At 64.4% G+C, this 16745-nt stretch carries 15 protein-coding genes; 12 read left to right on the top strand and 3 right to left on the bottom strand.

Translation table 11 applies throughout. The features are described from left to right. Positions 1 to 125: 125 nt before the first annotated feature. From ACT3S2_RS07905 to ACT3S2_RS07885, 5 genes are all read left to right on the top strand, one after another. Positions 126 to 1055, top strand: a complete 930-nt coding sequence (locus tag ACT3S2_RS07905) for a hypothetical protein (protein WP_444554085.1) — start codon at positions 126 to 128, stop codon at positions 1053 to 1055. A 94-nt stretch (positions 1056 to 1149) separates the two neighbouring features. Then, positions 1150 to 2592 carry a DUF3375 domain-containing protein gene (locus ACT3S2_RS07900; RefSeq protein ID WP_444561505.1) on the top strand — a complete coding sequence of 481 codons (1443 nt, stop codon included), beginning with the start codon at positions 1150 to 1152 and terminating at the stop codon, positions 2590 to 2592. Next, complete coding sequence (locus ACT3S2_RS07895; RefSeq protein WP_444554086.1) at positions 2589 to 3233, top strand: DUF4194 domain-containing protein; 645 nt, start codon at positions 2589 to 2591, stop codon at positions 3231 to 3233. The genes ACT3S2_RS07900 and ACT3S2_RS07895 overlap by 4 nt, the downstream gene beginning before the upstream one ends. After that, positions 3230 to 6622 (top strand): ATP-binding protein, encoded by a 3393-nt coding sequence (locus ACT3S2_RS07890; RefSeq protein ID WP_444561504.1) that lies wholly within the window; start codon positions 3230 to 3232, stop codon positions 6620 to 6622. Before ACT3S2_RS07895 ends, ACT3S2_RS07890 begins: the two co-directional genes overlap by 4 nt. Next, entirely contained in the window at positions 6612 to 7871 is a 1260-nt protein-coding gene (locus tag ACT3S2_RS07885) for a Wadjet anti-phage system protein JetD domain-containing protein (protein WP_443383152.1), read from the top strand. The genes ACT3S2_RS07890 and ACT3S2_RS07885 overlap by 11 nt, the downstream gene beginning before the upstream one ends. Positions 7872 to 8279: 408 nt before the next feature. On the opposite strand, the gene ACT3S2_RS07880 is transcribed toward ACT3S2_RS07885, so the two are convergent. Next, a complete protein-coding gene (locus tag ACT3S2_RS07880; RefSeq protein WP_443383149.1) occupies positions 8280 to 8672 on the bottom strand; it encodes a VOC family protein in 393 nt (130 codons plus the stop codon). Between the two features lie 196 nt (positions 8673 to 8868). Between ACT3S2_RS07880 and ACT3S2_RS07875 the strand changes: the two genes are divergently transcribed. From ACT3S2_RS07875 to ACT3S2_RS07860, 4 genes are all read left to right on the top strand, one after another. Beyond that, positions 8869 to 9246 carry a hypothetical protein gene (locus ACT3S2_RS07875; RefSeq protein WP_444554089.1) on the top strand — a complete coding sequence of 126 codons (378 nt, stop codon included), beginning with the start codon at positions 8869 to 8871 and terminating at the stop codon, positions 9244 to 9246. Positions 9247 to 9251: 5 nt separating this feature from the next. Continuing rightward, positions 9252 to 11231 (top strand): hypothetical protein, encoded by a 1980-nt coding sequence (locus ACT3S2_RS07870; RefSeq protein ID WP_444554090.1) that lies wholly within the window; start codon positions 9252 to 9254, stop codon positions 11229 to 11231. A gap of 71 nt (positions 11232 to 11302) precedes the next feature. Then, on the top strand, positions 11303 to 11815 hold the full coding sequence (locus ACT3S2_RS07865; protein WP_443383140.1) for a hypothetical protein: 513 nt from the start codon (positions 11303 to 11305) through the stop codon (positions 11813 to 11815). Between the two features lie 51 nt (positions 11816 to 11866). Further along, positions 11867 to 12487: a hypothetical protein gene (locus ACT3S2_RS07860; RefSeq protein ID WP_443383137.1), complete on the top strand. Its 621-nt coding sequence runs from the start codon at positions 11867 to 11869 to the stop codon at positions 12485 to 12487. Positions 12488 to 12549: 62 nt separating this feature from the next. Here ACT3S2_RS07860 and ACT3S2_RS07855 read toward each other — a convergent pair whose 3' ends face one another. Both ACT3S2_RS07855 and ACT3S2_RS07850 read right to left on the bottom strand, forming a co-directional pair. After that, positions 12550 to 13296, bottom strand: coding sequence for an SDR family NAD(P)-dependent oxidoreductase (locus tag ACT3S2_RS07855; protein ID WP_444561503.1), 747 nt, complete (start codon positions 13294 to 13296; stop codon positions 12550 to 12552). Next, on the bottom strand, positions 13293 to 14177 hold the full coding sequence (locus tag ACT3S2_RS07850) for a fumarylacetoacetate hydrolase family protein (RefSeq protein ID WP_444561502.1): 885 nt from the start codon (positions 14175 to 14177) through the stop codon (positions 13293 to 13295). Before ACT3S2_RS07850 ends, ACT3S2_RS07855 begins: the two co-directional genes overlap by 4 nt. Before the next feature lie 190 nt (positions 14178 to 14367). On the opposite strand from ACT3S2_RS07850, the gene ACT3S2_RS07845 reads away from it, so the two are divergent. The 3 genes from ACT3S2_RS07845 to ACT3S2_RS07835 form a co-directional block, all read left to right on the top strand. Beyond that, positions 14368 to 15726: an L-fuconate dehydratase gene (locus ACT3S2_RS07845; RefSeq protein WP_444561501.1), complete on the top strand. Its 1359-nt coding sequence runs from the start codon at positions 14368 to 14370 to the stop codon at positions 15724 to 15726. Further along, on the top strand, positions 15719 to 16033 hold the full coding sequence (locus ACT3S2_RS07840; protein WP_443383127.1) for an L-rhamnose mutarotase: 315 nt from the start codon (positions 15719 to 15721) through the stop codon (positions 16031 to 16033). The genes ACT3S2_RS07845 and ACT3S2_RS07840 overlap by 8 nt, the downstream gene beginning before the upstream one ends. Next, positions 16030 to 16745, top strand: a 716-nt coding sequence (locus ACT3S2_RS07835; RefSeq protein WP_444561500.1) for an aldo/keto reductase, incomplete at its 3' end; no start/stop codon positions are given. The genes ACT3S2_RS07840 and ACT3S2_RS07835, both read left to right, overlap by 4 nt.

Below are 16745 nucleotides of genomic sequence, written 5' to 3'. Positions count from 1 at the left end.
AGAACACCGCACGACGCCGGAGCCTTGGGTTCCGGCGTGGTGTCGCGTTCGGAAGACCCTGCGACCCAAAGTGTCGGGCGTGCCCACTACCTTCGAAAAGGACCGGCAACCAAGGGGGGAATCTCATGCTCGGTCTCGATACGGCGCATTGGCAGGACATCGTCGGACAACTGCTCGACCGCACGCGCACCCGGGCGGTGATCTGGTCCCCCATCTCCGCAGACGACGACGAGGCAGAGTGGACATGGGGCTTCAGTTGCCGTTTCACAGCCGGCCGGACACGCTTCTCCCTGCGCAATAATGCTGCCGAGTCCGCCTTCGAGTCGTGCGTGCGCCGGCTGGAGCCGGGCGGGCATGAATTCTCCAATACGCTGCGCGTCAACGCCGAGGGTGCCAAGGGGAGGACCCCGCTCAAGGAGCTGCACGAGGCGGTGGCGGATGAGGTTGCCTTCGCGCGACGTCTCAGTGCCGTGGAAAACGCGTCCATCACCTTCCGGCAGCTGGTGGATGCCATCCAGGGAATCGAGCCCGGCGAGGTCTACCTTTCGGTCCGGGAGTTCGAGGATCTTGACTACCACGGGCATTTCGACTTCGACTCCGAGCAATGGCATGCCGTGGTCGATGCCCTCTACGACCGAACCCTCGACGGCAGCCTCGTCTGGGACCCGGTGGGAACGCCGCAACGCCTCACGGGCCAATACGTCGCCCTCCTGCCCGCCGAAATCTCGATCGGCCTCATCATCGACGAGGCCAATGAGTACGACGAACGTGGGCCTGACGGGCGGTTCTACCAGCTGCGCCTGCTGGACACCTCGCTCGCCGATGAGATCGAGGAGCTGGGAGACCTCAAGAAGAACGATGCCATTCATGCCTGCGAGGACGCCGATATGAAGGACGAACAGCTGGCCCATTGCACCGCAACGCTCGATGCCCTGCACGACCTGTTGTGCCACGACCTGGTCATTCAGGAGAACGCCTTCCGGGCCATCGCCTTGGAGGAGACGTTCCGCAGTCTCATGGCCTCGATCGAAGCCGGTTCGGACCAAGCGTCCTGAACCGTCCCGCACGGGGTATACGGGCCCCGCCAACGGCTCCGGCCCGTACCATGGACCCTAGCCACCAAGAACAGTACCGGCCGGCAAGGAAAAGATGGATTTCTACGCAATCAGCTCCCTGCGTGACCACCACGCCGGGTGGTCCCTGCTGCGCGCCCAGAACGCACCGCTGGCTCTGTCCTTCTTCATGCAGGCATTCACCGGACCGAACCAGCGCAATATCGGTCGCCAGCAACTCATCGACCTGCTCGAGGACCTCCTGTTCGTGCTGCGCGAGGCGGCGGAGGAGGACGCCTTCCCCAAGCCAGCCGCCGAATACCTCGACGATTGGGCTGCCCCAGAACGGTCCTGGCTCCGCAAGTACTACGTCCCCGACCAGGACGAACCCCGCTATGACCTGACCGCCGCAGCCGAGGATGTGATCCGCTGGGTGGAGGGCCTGCGCGGCCGGGATTTCGTGGCCACTCAGTCACGGCTGACCAGCATCTTCGCGGTCCTGCAGCAACTGGTCCAGGAATCGGAAACCGACCCGGAGGTCCGCCTGGACGAATTGCAACGCCAGCGCGACGGGATCGACGCGCAGATGCAGCGCATCCGCGACGGGCATCTGCGCGTCATGAGCGCCCCAGAGGCTCGAGACCACTTCCAGCAGCTGACCACACTCGCCCAGGACCTGCTCTCGGACTTCCGCGAGGTCGAGCAGAACTTCCGCGCCCTGGACCGGGCGGTCCGGGAACAGATCACCACCTGGGAGGGTAGCCAGGGCGATCTGCTGGCCAGCATCTTCGCCAACCAGCAGGACATCAGCAGTTCCCTCCAGGGCCGCACCTTCCAGGGGTTCTGGGACTATCTGATGTCCCCGCAACGGCGTAGCGAACTGCAGGACCTGCTGCACCGGGCCACCCGCATCGAAGCGCTGGCGCAGGAACCGAATCTGCAGGCTCTGGCCCACCTCCACCAGGACTGGCTTCCAGCAGTCGAGCAGACGCAGAACACCGTCCGCCAACTGTCCCAGCAGATGCGTCGGCTACTCGATGACAAGGTGTTCCTGGAGAATAAGCGCGTCATGCAACTGATCCGCGGCGTCGAATCCGGTGCCCTGGCCACCCGGGACCAGCCTCCGTCGGGTCCGTTCGTGGACATCGCCGCACCCGCCGTCCACGTGGCGCTGCCCTTCGAACGCCCCCTCTACGAATCTAGTCGCAAGGTGCTGGTGGACGACGACGTGGTCACCGCCGACGACACCGATCTCGACGCCGAAGCCCTCTTCACTCAGTTCCACGTCGATCCGGGGCGGCTCAACGCGAATATCGACGCCGTGCTGGCCGGACTCCCGCAGGCAACGCTGGCCGAGGTCACCGGCGCCTATCCACTGACACAGGGATTGGCCGAGATCGTGGCGTACTACCAGTTGGCCACCGACTCTCCCTGGGCCTCCATTGACGCGCAATCCACCCAAAAGCTCTCCTGGACGTTGCCCGATGGCAGCATCCGCGAGGCGGACATCGACCAGATCATCTTCGTGAGGCCGACATGAGCACCGAAACAACCGAAACGGGCACCGGAGCGGCCAGGACGCCGGAGGAACTACCCGGCGTCGTCACCCGGCTGTTCAAGGGGGTGCTCTATGCCGAGGTGGACCCGAAGAACTGGCAGTCCCTCCTGGGTCTGGAATCCCAGGTCCGCGACTACGTGGCCGTGCTCGGACTGGATCTGATCCTGGACGAGCCGGAAGGGTATGCGTTCCTGCGCTCACGAGATGATCCGGAGAACCAGCTCCCGCGGCTGATCCCCCGCCGCCAGCTGACCTTCAACGTCAGCCTGCTACTGGCGCTGCTGCGCGGACGCATGCTCGAGTTCGACACCAACAGCAGCGAACTGCGGCTGATCATGACCGAACAGGACCTCGCGGACATGGTCTCGGTGTTCCTGCCCCCATCCAGCAACGAAGCCCGCGTCCTGGACCGTCTCGGCGCAGACATCAAGAAGGTGGTCGATCTCGGATTCCTGCGCAAACTGCGTGGCCAGCCGGGCACCTACGAGGTGATGCGCATACTCAAGGCCTTCGTCGACGCCCAATGGCTGGAGGAGTTCGATGCGCGACTGGCCGACTACCGTTCCTCCCTGGCACGGGACGGCTCCGCGGCCACGCCCTCGACCACGGAGGGGGGCGCATGAGCACCGACCTGCAGGACAGTCTCTTCAGCCTGGATGAGGAACCCGACGAGGGCGACACGGCACCGGGTTTCCGGCTACGCCGTCTGGAACTGCTCAATTGGGGCACCTTCCACGAAGGGGTCCGGACCTTTCGACTCGACGGCTCCAACAGCCTGCTCACCGGCGACATCGGCTCCGGGAAGTCCACGGTGGTCGATGCCATCACCACCCTGCTGCTGCCAGCGCACCGGATCGACTACAACAAGGCCGCCGGAGCGCAGAAAAAGGAACGCACCCTGATGTCCTACGTCCGGGGCTTCCACAAGAGCGCGCGTGGTGCCGGTGGGGAACATTCCCGGCCGGTGGCGCTGCGCCGGCCCGGGACCTTGTCGGTGGTGCTCGGCGTCTTCCACAACGACCAGCTCGACAAGACGGTCACGTTGGCCATCACCCTGTGGGCCACCCAGGAGGCCGGGCAGCCCAACCGTTTCTACTCACTCGCCGAGACCGGTCAGTCCATCGCCGAGGACTTCTCCCACTTCGGACAGGATCCGGCGAAACTGAAGAAGAAACTGCGCGCGGCCGGTACGGTCGTCCACGATACCTTCGACCCGTATTGCAGCGCCTTCAAACGCCAGTTCGGAATCGGCGGCAACCAGGCCATGGACCTGTTCCACCGCACCGTATCCATGAAGCAGGTCGAGAACATCACCTCCTTCGTGCGGACCAATATGCTCGAGGACGACGATGCCGGCACCCGGGTGGCCAACCTCATCCACCACTTCGACAACCTGAAGAAGGCGCACGAAGCAGTGTTGCGCGCCAAAGACCAGATCACCCTGCTGACGCCGATCCGCGACGGTGCCGCCCAGCATGCCCGGCTGAACCACGAGGACGAACAATCCCGGGCCCAGCGCGACGCGCTGCATCCATGGTTCACCGACCGGCAGCTGGCTTTAGGTCGTGAGCACCACGCGGAGCTGGAGGCCACCGGAACCCGACTGCACGAAGACGCCCGGACGCTGGGCGTGGACATCACGCGTCGGCGCCACGAACTCTCCACCGTTCGCGAGGACATCCGCACCAACGGAGGAGGCCGGCTGGCAGCCATCGATGCCGAGGTGTCGACCCTGGAGGAGGAACGGGGACGCCAACGCGCCCGATTCGATTCCTACGCGGACGCCGCCACCGCGCTGGGGCTGCAGGTTCCTCAGGACCGCGTGCTCTTCGACCGCAACCGCTCCCGTTTGGAAGAGGTGGAGGCCGGACTCCAGTCCCGCTCCGAGGAACTGCAGGAGCGACGAACCACCGCGCGGATCGAACGCGCGGAGCTCGACCAGCGGCTGGCCGATCTCGGGGCGGAACTTACTAGTCTGGGGTCCCGACCCAACCTGTTGCCGCGACCACAGCTCGAACTGCGCAGCCGCCTCTGCGAGGGAACGGGCGTCCCTGAATCCGCGCTCCCCTATGCCGGGGAACTGCTGCAGGTCCGTGACGGCGAAGGCTCTTGGGAGGGGGCTGCGGAACGCACCCTGCACGGTTTCGCCCTGTCGATGCTGGTGCCCGCCGCCCACTATGCGGCAGTGAGCGCCTGGGTCGACGGGAACAACCTGCGCGGCCGGCTGGTCTACCGCCGGATTGCCGACACTCGGCAGGCCAAGGCCGCGGAACCGGGAACCCTGGCCGCGAAGATCGCTGTGAAACAAGGAACCCCGTTCCGGGATTTCCTGCTCGACGAGCTGGCCAGCCGGTTCGACTACTACTGTTGTGACAGCCTCGAGGAATTCCGCCGCTACCCCCGGGCCCTGACGATGAACGGCCAGCTCAAGGGTGGGCGCGGGCGGCATGAGAAGGACGATCGCCGGGACATCACCGACCGCCGCAACTTCGTGCTCGGGTGGGACAACCAGGCCAAGATCGCCCGCTTCCTGGCCGAGCGGGAGGATCTGCAGAGCCGACTGGCGGCCACCCAGCGGGAACTGGCTGCGGTGGACGAACCGTTGGGCACCCTGGCCCGGCAGCATCAGCAGCTGGGAACCGTCCGGTCGATCGCCGACTTCACCGAAATCGGCTGGCAACTCACCGTTCGCCGGGTGGAGGGTTTGCGCCGGGAACGGGCGGGTCTCGAGGCGAGCAACGACGTGTTGGCCCAGTTGACCGCCCGCGAGAGCGAACTCGCGGACGAGGTGACGCGGTTGGAGGGGAAGGACCGCAAGCTCAGTGAGCGCCTCGGCGCCAACGAGCACGCCACTAGGTCGATCGCCGAGACGATCACCGACTGCCGGGAAACCCTCGCCGAGACCCCGCTGACCGACGATGAGAGGGTGCTCGCCGCTGTCAGGCAACTGACCACCCAGGCCCTGGACGGCAAGGAGCTGACCTATAAGAACACCAGTAGCGTCGAGAGCACGGTCAGGAACCGCCTCACCGACGCCATCGACGCCCTGTTCAAGCGGCTGACCCGCGCGGCGGAGAACACCGTGCGGCAGATGTCCGACTTCCGCAACAGATACCCGAACGAAACCACGGAAATGGACGCCACCCTGGAGGCAGCCGATGACTACACCCGGCTGCTGGACGAGCTGGTGGACAACGGTCTGCCCCGTTTCGAAGCGCACTTCAAGGAGTCGCTGAACCAGAACACCATCCACGAGGTCGTTGCGTTCAACGCCTTTCTGGACAGCCGCGTTCAGGACATCCGCAGTCGTATCCGGGAAATCAACCGTTCCCTGGCGGGCATCGAGTACAATCCCGGCCGACATATCCAATTGGAACCGCAGAGCAGCACCGACCTGGAGGTGCGCCAGTTCGGACTCGATCTGCGGGCATGCTCGGAGGGCAGCCTCGGCGACACCGATCAGTATTCCGAGCAGAAATATCTGCAGGTCGAGCGTCTCATCGAGCGGTTCCGCGGCCGCGAGGGCTACACGGCACTGGACGAGCGGTGGACCACAAAGGTCACGGATGTGCGGAACTGGTTCACCTTCTCCGCCTCGGAAAAATGGACCGAAACCGGCGAGGAGTACGAGCACTTCACCGATTCCGGCGGCAAATCCGGCGGACAGAAGGAGAAACTGGCTTACACCATCCTTGCCGCGGCGCTGGCGTTCCAGTTCGGCCTCGGTGCGGGATCGCCGACCGGGCGCGGCGGTGCCGGTCGCAGCTTCCGTTTCGTGGTCATCGACGAGGCCTTCGGCCGCGGCTCCGACGAGTCCGCCCGCTACGGGCTGGAACTCTTCCAACGGATGAAGCTGCAGTTGCTCATCGTCACGCCGCTGCAGAAGATCCATGTCATCGAACCCTTCGTATCCCACGTCGGATTCGTGGCCAATCCCCACGGCGATGACTCACAACTACGCAATATGACCATCCAGGAATATCGAGACGAACGTGAACGACGTGCCCTCTGAGTCTCCCGCCAATCGCTGGACGGGCGTGGCGGAACTGCGGGCGCTTTCCCGGACCACCTGGAATCGTGGCTCCTTGCTCCGCGAGCTGATCGATCCGACGCAGACCTATCCCCGCCGTCGTCCGCTGAAGAAACCCACGGCCGCCCAGCTACGCACCGATTTCGGGGCGGCGAAGGCGTGGGCCGGGGAACTATTCGCAGCCTCCGGGGACTTCACGATGGAAACCGTGGACCTCGGGCGCACCACGATCGGCAGCAACGCGGTACCGTCCGCCGTGGTGTTCGCCTCGGCCCGCGAGGAAATCGCCTTCGTCGGGAAAGGCCGGGAGGCGCAGCGCTTTGTTTCACTGACCGAGCGGCTCGTGGGCGTGGAGCCGCTGTTGAAGACCTGGGCGCTCAAACGACCGCTGGAACTGCTCGATTGCGGGCAACGGGCCATCACCGCGGCACGGGTGGCCCTTTGGCTGCAGGAGAACCCCAGTCCGGGCATCTACCTCCGGCAATTGAGCCTGCCCGGCGTGGACACCAAGTTCGTGGAGGGCCATCGGCGCATCATCGAGGCGATGGCAACGATCCTGGCGACCGGGGCTGCAGCCAGCGGTGAGGCTCCTGCCGCCGACGCATCCCGGGAGACCGACTCCCCCGCTGCTGCGGAGCCTGCGTCCTTGCTGGTCACGCCCAGCTCCCCCGCCGCGCGCTTCGCCCAACGACACGGATTCCTGCATCCGCCCGAACGCGTACGGTTCCGCATGCTGGATCCTGCCATCCCGGTCCTGGGCGGCGCGCGGGACCTGACCATCACGGCGGAGGCCTTCGCGAGTCTCGAGCTGCCAGTGGAACGCGTGGTGGTGACGGAGAACCTCGTGAACTTCCTGGCGCTGCCGGAGCGCCCGCGCACTCTGGCACTTTTCGGAGGCGGCTACGGATTCTCCATGCTGCGCGATGCCCGCTGGCTCCACGGATGCCAGGTGCACTATTGGGGTGACCTGGATACGCACGGTTTCGTGATCCTGGACCAGTTGCGTTCGTTGCATCCCGGGGTGGCCAGCGTCCTCATGGACGAGGCAACGTTGCTGGGCCACCGTGAGATCTGGGGTATCGAGCCGACCCCGTCGCGCGCCACGCTGACCCGGCTAACGGATCCCGAAGCTTCCGTTTACCAGGCGTTGCGCGACGATGAACACGGCCCTGCCGTCCGCCTGGAACAGGAGCTGATCCGATGGCAGTGGGTGCTTGACCGCTTACCCTGACCCGGTGTCGTCGACGGCGTCGTGCTGCTCTTGTGCCCGGCAAAGTCATGGACCACCCCGGTCACCGCGCGTAGCGTGGGTGGCAGGCCACCCGTGGCAGCCCGACCACCGTGGGCGGCCGTGGCCCGAGGAGAGACGGCCGCATGGCGAATAAACCAGCACGATCGCTTCTCCTCCCACTCTCCATCCTCGCGATACTTCTCGCCTGCGGATTCACCGTGGTCGACGGGAACGTGAGTTGGTCCTGGGACCCGGCTCCGTGGGTGGCCGGCCTCTTGGTTGTTGCGGGCCTGCCCCTAGGTGGCTGGCATGTCGTCCAGCGCTCCCGGCACTCCCCTCGCCCCAGTTCTTAGCCTGCCAACAGACCTTCCTCGCCTCCAGGTGCTGCCCGGGAGGATGGGGCTTTTCTTACAGACCTCGCTGATCACGCCGGATCGGGTGGTCCTGTGGAATCTGGACCAGCACGATCCGCGTTCCATCAGGGTCCTCGACCCAGGCCTCGATGAGTCCCCACGGCTCCTGACGGGCTTCCCGCACCGCCGTGACTCCGCGGGCAGCGATCATTTCCAGCTCGGCAACGACGTCGCGCACCTGTAGCCACAGGACCAACGACGACGGGGTGCCAGGTTCCCTCGTACCGGAGACCTCCAGCAATCCGTTGCCCAGAAAGAATACGATGCCCGTCTGCTCTCCGGTGCCGAACTCCCGGGAGACCCCCAGATCGAGGACGTCACGGTAGAACGCCTGGGTTTGCTGCAGATTCACCGGGCGCAGGAGCACGCGGCTCGAAAGGATATCCATGTCCCGAGTCTGCCGTGATCAGGCCCCCGGATGCTAGAGGTTGCAGGAACCCATCGGCCTCCCGCTGGCCGGCACGTGCACCAAAACCGGATGGGGAGTTCTCCCCATGGACGGCGGGCCTGCGCATCTGAGAGGCTCATGGCGGCCAAGGGGGCCAATCCTGACCACACAGCTACCACTTTTCCGGGGGAAAGCCATGGCCTACAAGATCGATCCTGCGCAATTGCACGCGATCCTCCTCGACGTTGCCGCCGATGGGGAATCACTGCGTTCCGCAGCAAAAGACACCAAATCGTCGGGCGACGACGCAAGCGGCAACTTCGGGAATGCCACCACCGTCTCCGCGGCGTTCGGCCGTTTCTGGAGCCCCCGTGATGACATCGGCCAGCGGGTGGCCAGCCTGGTGTTCCGCAAGACCACCTCCGTGTCCGACGCCGCCCTCGCCTTGATCCACGCCGATGGGGAGATGTCCACCGAAGCATCGACGGCCTTGGACCGCGTACCCGTCGCGTATCAGACACCGCCGATCTTCGACGTCGGCAAGCCCGCGTCCCCGTTCACCTTCTCGAGGTAGGGCCGATGACATCCCTTGGAACCTTTCCCCGCATCGACGTCCCTTGGGACGATCTCGAAGACTCCGCCATGGATATGGACACCCGGGCCGGTACCACGTCGAGCTATCTGAAGGATGCACAGACAGCCTGGAAACGTCTTCCCGGTGCCTACGAGCATGATGAAACCCAAGCCACGGTCTATGCAGCCCTCGATGACCTGACGACGCCGCTGGACGACTGGAGCAATGCGCTGTGTCTGACAAAAACAGCGATCTGCGATTTCGTCGATACCGGACGGAAACTGCAAAAGGAGTCCGAATCACTGGATGCTGCCTTGCCGGGTCTGAAGTCCAAGGTCGAGGCCGATCCGGACGGGGAGGACTCCGGAACCACTTCGGAGGTGACCGACTTCAACGAACGTGCGCGGCAGCTGCGAAGCGACTGGGAAACGGCCCAATCCACGGCAGCGGAGGCCTTGGGTGGCATTACTGCGGGGACCGGCAGCACCCTGCCGATGTCCGAGCCGCTCGGCGGGTCCTCCCTGCCGAAGGTGTCCTGGGCCGACTTCACCTCCGGACTCGATGAGGATTTCGGCAAGGTCAGACCCGAGGACTTGCTGGCTTCCCTGCGCGGCTTGTCTTCCGACGAGCTGAGGGTCTGGGCCAACGTCAACCCCGAGGCTGCCGAGGCCCTGGCCAATAATGAGCTCAGGGCCGGAACCACCCCCGGTTCCGCGGAAGCCACCATGCTGACCGCCATGGAGGACAATGACGAGCTCACCCGCGAGGGTATCGCCGGTATCCGCGACGCCTGGTCGGGCTTGAGCGATAAGAGCCGGGAGAAGTTGCTGCTGTTGTACCCGGGGAAGTTCGGTAATCTCAACGGCGTGCCGATGGCCGCCCGCGCCACGGCAAACATCATCACGGTCGCCGGGTTCCGCGAACAGGTCCGTCGAAAGCAAGCCACCGCGGATCCCGAACCGAACATCAACGACTTCACCGCAGACGCCTTCTCCAAACCCGGCCATGATCGGGTTCGTGCCTACGAGGCTCAGGGTTTGTTTGAAGCGGCACATCAGGAGTGGGAAGAGAGGAAGCATAATCTGCAGAGCCAGGCCGAGGGTCTCGAATATGCCTGGGAACATGAAACCCAGGTCGTCATGGTCTCGCTGGACGGTGACGGGCGCGTGGTTTCCATGAAAGGAACCCCCTCCGAGGACACCGACACGGTTTCCACCCTGGTTCCAGGTACGGGCGCCGACCTCGGCGAGCTCCAGAGTTACACCGAGCGGTTGGATGCGGTCGATGGCGCCCCGTCCCCCCGGAAGGTCTCCTTCTACTGGCAGGGGGCCGACCTGCCGAATGAGGTATCGGACAACCTGACCAGCAAATACAACGAGGAGGGTTCGTCGAAGCTTGCCGCCTTCGACTTCGCGGTCGACGCAGAGATTCCCGACGATGCCCGCAGCACTTACGTGGGATACAGCGCCGGCGGCTCACTCCTCGGCACGGCCGAGCGCGAAGGCCTGAACTCGGACAACATCGTGTACGTCGCTCCTGCTGGTACAGGCAATAATGTTGGCAGCATCGAAGATACCGGCCCCTCCGAAGATGACAATAATTCAGAAGCCAACCGTTATTGGGTCCAGACCCGCGATGACCCGATCCATTGGGCACAGGACTTCGGCGGCGGATACCACGGGAGGGCGTGGTGGTCAGGGAGCTACCCGGATCAACAAATGGGCGCCCACCGTTTGGAGTCGGGCTTCCTCGACAGCAGCGACCCCAAGTCCATCGTGAAGGGCCATGTCGAGTACTTCAAACCGGGCTCGACCTCGGCTCAGAACATCCAAGAGGTCATCGAAGGCGGGAACGTCAGCCTATTCGTAGAAGACCGCCAGCATCCTGGTCCTCGTGCAGGTACTTTCTCACCGTTCGCGAGAAACCCCGAGGACTACGCTTACGGCAAGCTGGAGACTGTGCCGACAGAGAGCTTGGAACAATGACCCGTCACCAACGATTCGCCGCCGGCGCCCTTGCTGCCCTGGCCCTTATGCCTATTTTGGGAGGCTGCTCCATGTCCACCACCCCGAGTCCCGCAGACGCCTCGAAGTCCTCGGCGTCGCTCAAGGAGGAATTCACCCGGTTGATGCCTCCGTTCCTCACCACATTGTCCGAGGGTGCCGAGATGGGCTATAAACGAGTCCGCGAGGAAAGTTGCCTGGCCCATGAGGTGGACAATCCACAGGTCAATACGTCCTGGCTCGGCTGGGCTATTGGTGAAGCCAGCAATACTGCCGCAGCAAACCAGTCACTCGACGATCTGGAAAAGCAACTCGTCGACGACGGCTGGGAGAAGGAGAACGAAATCGAGAAACCCGATACCGACGTCGGCGGCGTTCGGAAGCTGTTCTTCCGGAAAAGCGACCTTGGCATCACCACGGAGCTTCATCGCTCGTCCGGCCAGGAGACGCTCGACATCAAACTCACCTCGCGTTGCGTCGATCAGCCCGTCGAACACCGGATGCAACGTTCTGAACTCGACCCCGGCTACGGCAAGAGCAGCCAGTACTACGACGACTGGAAATAGGCCTTCCAGCCCGATGCGGACAACCGACACCGACGGAAAGCCAAAGAACCCGTGAACCACCACCCCGGACACTCCGGCCGGAAACCCAAGACCGTACCGCGACTGCTGACGGTTGCTGCGGGCCTTGCCGTGATCATGTTCCTGATGTCCGGATGTTCAACGAGTAGCACGCCCGATCCCTCTGAAGCCTCGAGTGCCTCGACAGCTCGGGGCCAGCAAGTCGGGCCACTGCTCCTAGAGCTATCGGAGGTCGTCGGAGACGACGCTGACCTGAAGGTCGACGATGCCCGTGAGGAAACATGTCTGCGCCCTGAAAACGACGCCCCGCAGACGAAAACCCGCTGGGTTGGCCTGGCCACCGCTGCGGTCAAGGGCGATGCCCGGAGCAAGGCCCACCACGCCCTCGACCGAATCGACCAGCACCTACAAGCTGACGGCTGGGAAAAGAAGAACGAGGTCAAGCGCCATGAAGGGGAAGCCCGCATGCTCTTCTTTGGCAAAGGCGATCTAGGAGTCACCGCCGAACTCAGGAATGGCTCCAAGTACGCCAAGCCGTCCATGGAGGTCTTTGTCTCTACTCCCTGCATCGACCAACCGGTCGAACACCGGATGCAACGTTCTGAACTCGACCCCGGCTACGGCAAGAGCAGCCAGTACTACGACGACGCCTAGAAAGAAGTGACGCCAGCGGACCGATGGTCCGCTGGCGTCCAGATCGTTCGGGGTCGACCGTACTACTCCTGGCGGAGGCGCAGCCCCTGCATCCCGCCATCGACGGCCATGGAGGTTCCGGCCACGGAGCCGGAGAGTGGGCTCGCGAGGTAGGCCACGGCACCGGCAACTTCCGATGCGGCAACCAGACGTCCGTGCGGCTGACGGGCGTTGAGGGAGGCCCGTTCGGCTGCGGGGTCTTCGGCGGAGTCCAGCAGGCGTCCGATCCAGGGGGTATCCACCGTTCCGGGGTTGACGCAGTTCATGCGGATGCCTTCGCGGATGTGGTCGGCAGCCATGGCCAGCGTCAAGGAGAGCACGGCGCCCTTCGAAGCAGAATACAGCGCACGCTGCGGCAGCCCGGCCGTGGCGGCGATGGAACAGGTGTTCACGATGGCCGCCGAGTCCGACTGGCGCAGATGCGGAAGCGCGGCGCGACTGACCCGAGCGATACCGATCACGTTGATGTTCAACACGCGAGCCCATTCGGCGTCGTCATTGGCAGCAATATCACCCTGGGCACCGATCCCGGCATTGTTGACCACGATATCCAAGCGACCGAACTTGGCTACGACGGCGTCGACGGCGGAGCGCACTGACTCATCATCAGCGACATTGCATTCGACGCCGAAGTACTCGCTGCCTGCGGGGTTCAGATCCAGCACGGCCACCTGCGCTCCACCGGCGACCAGACGATCGGCGACGGCGGCCCCAATACCTGAGGCACCGCCGGTGACGATGGCGACGAGGTTCTCGAATTCGTTGTTCATACTGCTTCCTTAGCTGTTGCGCGGTAGAACTCCTGGCGCTGCCGGCCGAGTCCTTCGATTTCGAGCTCGATGACGTCACCGGGCTGGATGTAGGGGAAGCGTCCGGACAAGGCGACTCCCTGCGGGGTGCCGGTCAACAGGACATCGCCCGGTTCCAGGAGCATGTATTGGCTGACGTGGTGCACCACGGTGGCCAGATCAAAGATGAGATCCTCCGTGCTGGAGTCCTGCCGCGGTTCGCCATTGACCCAGGAGCGCAAACGGAGCTTTTCGCCGTCGAGCTGATCGGCGGGAACCATCCACGGGCCCAGCGGCGTGGATGCTGGCAGGGACTTGCCCTTGGTCCACTGCCCGGCGGCACCGGGGATCTGGTATTCGCGTTCGGACAGGTCGTTGGCCTGGACGAAACCGGCAATGCACGCAGCTGCTTCTTCGATGCCGGAAAGATAGGTTGCATCCTGGCCGATGACGATCCCCAGCTCCACCTCCCAGTCGTACTTCTGGGCCGACGGAGGAATGGGCGCGGCGTCATAGGGTCCGCAGACGGTGTTGGAGGGCTTGAGGAAGACCACGGGGATCGTCGGCGGCTCCGCACCGGACTCCGCCGCATGGGCGACATAGTTCATGCCGATGCAGACCACGGATCCCGGCCGGGCAATCGGTGAGCCGACGCGGACCCCTTCCGACCCGATCTCCGGCAGGCTTCCCGACTCCAGGGCTTCACGGGTGCGGGCCACACCGCCGCCGGCCAAGAACCTTCCGTCGATATCGTTGGTCAGTGACGACACATCGAAGTATTTCTCCTCGCCGTCGGCTTCCTGGGCAATGACCACCGGCTGTTCTTCGCCGGGGGCGCCTAGACGCGCAAATTTCACGTTCATTTTTCCTCCGTCACAGCTCTAACATCCGAACTCTTCATCTATATTATCTGCTAAACCTCACAAAAGAGACTTATTGACAAGAGAAAGATCGGATGTTTGGGTTGAGCGCAGAGTCAGAATCGCCAGAGTGCGGTGTTGCCCGGTTCTCCATCAGGGAAATTTCCAGGGACACCGCGAAACTAGGAGCACCATGAGCGTCATCACCTCGGTGGATGTCTATGACATCCGCTTCCCCACTTCGCTGGAACTCGACGGTTCGGATGCCATGAACCCGGACCCGGACTACTCGGCCGCGTATTTGACGATCGGCACCGATGCGGGCGACGGTTTCGAGGGCCATGGTTTCGTGTTCACCATCGGCCGCGGCAACGAAATCGAAACCGCCGCCATCAAGGCACTGGCCGACCACGTCATGGGTTCCAATGTCGAGGAACTGCTCGGTGACATGGGCACCACCTGGAAGATGCTCAACAACGATTCACAGCTCCGGTGGCTCGGCCCCGAAAAGGGCGTGATGCATATGGCCATCGGTGCCGTCGTGAACGCCCTCTGGGATCTGAAGGCCAAACGGGCCGGGATGCCGCTCTGGGATCTGTTGGCCTCCATGAGCCCCGAGGAACTCGTGGCCCTGGTGGACTTCCGCTACCTCAGCGATGCGCTGACCCCCGAGGAAGCATTCGAGATCCTCCGGCGTGCAGAACCCGGCAAGGCCACGCGCCGTGCCGAGCTGCTGGCCGGGGGCTACCCGGGCTACACGACGACCCCGGGATGGCTGGGCTACAGCGACGAGAAACTGGCCCGGTTGTCCAAGGAAGCCGTCGCCGAGGGGTTCAAACAGATCAAGCTCAAAGTCGGGGCCTCGTTGGACGACGACATCCGCCGCGTGCGCATTGCCCGCGAGGCCGTGGGGCCGGACATCGGGGTCGCCGTGGACGCCAACCAGCGGTGGGACGTCGCCGACGCCATCGACTGGATGTCACATTTGGCCCCCTACGGCATCGCCTGGATCGAGGAGCCCACCAGCCCCGACGACATCCTGGGTCATGCCGCCATCGCCCGCGGCGTTGCACCGATCCCGGTGGCCACCGGCGAACATGTCCAGAACCGCGTGGTCTTCAAGCAGATGCTGCAGGCAGGGTCCCTGCAGGTCCTGCAGATCGACGCCGCCCGGGTGGCCGGGGTGAACGAAAACGTCGCGATCCTGCTGCTGGCCGCCAAATTCGGGGTCCGCGTCTGCCCGCACGCCGGCGGCGTGGGGCTCTGCGAAGCGGTCCAACATCTGTCCATGTTCGACTTCGTGGCCGTTTCCGGTGAGCTGGAAGGCCGGATGATCGAATTCGTCGACCACCTGCACGAGCACTTCATCACCCCCGTGGACGTCCACGGCGGGAACTACTGGCCACCGTCGACCCCCGGCGCGGGAACGGAGATGTTGCAGAAGTCCCTCGCCGACTACAGTTTCCCCGATGGACCCGTCTGGACCGGACAGCCGGTTTCCGCATCATCCGGAAGTGGATCTTTCCCCGAACCAGGAGCCACCGATGCCTGAAACCATTGCCCTGCACACCCAGCTCAAGCCCGGCGCCGAGCAGGACTACGCCGACGCCCACGCGGGGATCCCCGCCGAACTGGTCGCCGCCCTGAAGGAGGCCGGAGTCCGCAACTGGCGCATCTGGCGCAGCGGTCTGGACCTCTTCCACGTCCTGGACGTGGACGATTACCAGGCCATGCGCCATGCGATCGCCGACCATCCAGCCAATGTCCCCTGGCAGGCCCGGATGGCCGAAATGCTGGCCGTCGAAGACGACTACTCGGGCGACGACTCCGGCATTCCGCTGGTGTGGGCGCTGCCATGAGCACCGCCGCACCCGGAGCCGGCGGTGCGCCCGAACTGGGTCGACTGGGTTTCGGTGCCGCGGGCATCGGCAACCTGTACAAGGCGATGCCCGACGACCAGGCAACCGCCATCGTGGAAGCCGCCTGGGACTCGGGCGTCAGGTACTTCGATACGGCCCCGCACTACGGCCTCGGTCTGTCCGAGCGCCGTCTGGGGGCCGTGCTGGCCACCAAGCCACGGGATCAGTTCGTCATCTCCACGAAGGTGGGACGGCTGCTGGCCCCCAACCCGGACGCGTTGCCCGGTGGTTCCAACGCCGGAGCCCGTGACGACGAGGGCTTCGACGTGCCCGCCACCAGCCGCCGTGTCTGGGACTTCTCCGAGGCGGGGATCCGCCGCAGCCTCGAGGAGTCCCTGGAACGACTCGGTCTGGACCGCGTGGACATCGCCTATCTGCACGATCCCGATGTCCATGACCTCCAGGCAGGCATCGACCAGGGTCTTCCTGCCTTGGAGCAGCTGCGCGCCGAGGGACTCATCCGGGCCATCGGGGTCGGCACGAATTCCGCGCAGGCGGCGCTGGAATGCGTTGAAGCCTCCGATCTGGATCTGGTCATGCTGGCCGGACGCTACACCCTGCTGGAGCAGCCCGACGGGCCGCTGCTGGAGCGCTGCCTCGAACGCGGCACCGGTCTGGTGAATGTGGGGGTCTACAACTCCGGGCTACTAGC

It is taken from the genome of Arthrobacter sp. AOP36-A1-22, assembly GCF_052377615.1.
GTDB lineage: Bacteria > Actinomycetota > Actinomycetes > Actinomycetales > Micrococcaceae > Arthrobacter_H.
Note: the sequence above shows the minus strand (reverse complement) of the source record. Positions and strands in the feature narration are given on the sequence as shown.

Coding starts and splice junctions, on each gene's coding strand:
- ACT3S2_RS07905 (WP_444554085.1), top strand. CDS start 126: ATGCTCGGTCTCGATACGGCGCATTGGCAGGACATCGTCGGACAACTG.
- ACT3S2_RS07900 (WP_444561505.1), top strand. CDS start 1,150: ATGGATTTCTACGCAATCAGCTCCCTGCGTGACCACCACGCCGGGTGG.
- ACT3S2_RS07895 (WP_444554086.1), top strand. CDS start 2,589: ATGAGCACCGAAACAACCGAAACGGGCACCGGAGCGGCCAGGACGCCG.
- ACT3S2_RS07890 (WP_444561504.1), top strand. CDS start 3,230: ATGAGCACCGACCTGCAGGACAGTCTCTTCAGCCTGGATGAGGAACCC.
- ACT3S2_RS07880 (WP_443383149.1), bottom strand. CDS start 8,672: ATGGATATCCTTTCGAGCCGCGTGCTCCTGCGCCCGGTGAATCTGCAG.
- ACT3S2_RS07875 (WP_444554089.1), top strand. CDS start 8,869: ATGGCCTACAAGATCGATCCTGCGCAATTGCACGCGATCCTCCTCGAC.
- ACT3S2_RS07870 (WP_444554090.1), top strand. CDS start 9,252: ATGACATCCCTTGGAACCTTTCCCCGCATCGACGTCCCTTGGGACGAT.
- ACT3S2_RS07865 (WP_443383140.1), top strand. CDS start 11,303: ATGTCCACCACCCCGAGTCCCGCAGACGCCTCGAAGTCCTCGGCGTCG.
- ACT3S2_RS07855 (WP_444561503.1), bottom strand. CDS start 13,296: ATGAACAACGAATTCGAGAACCTCGTCGCCATCGTCACCGGCGGTGCC.
- ACT3S2_RS07850 (WP_444561502.1), bottom strand. CDS start 14,177: ATGAACGTGAAATTTGCGCGTCTAGGCGCCCCCGGCGAAGAACAGCCG.
- ACT3S2_RS07845 (WP_444561501.1), top strand. CDS start 14,368: ATGAGCGTCATCACCTCGGTGGATGTCTATGACATCCGCTTCCCCACT.
- ACT3S2_RS07840 (WP_443383127.1), top strand. CDS start 15,719: ATGCCTGAAACCATTGCCCTGCACACCCAGCTCAAGCCCGGCGCCGAG.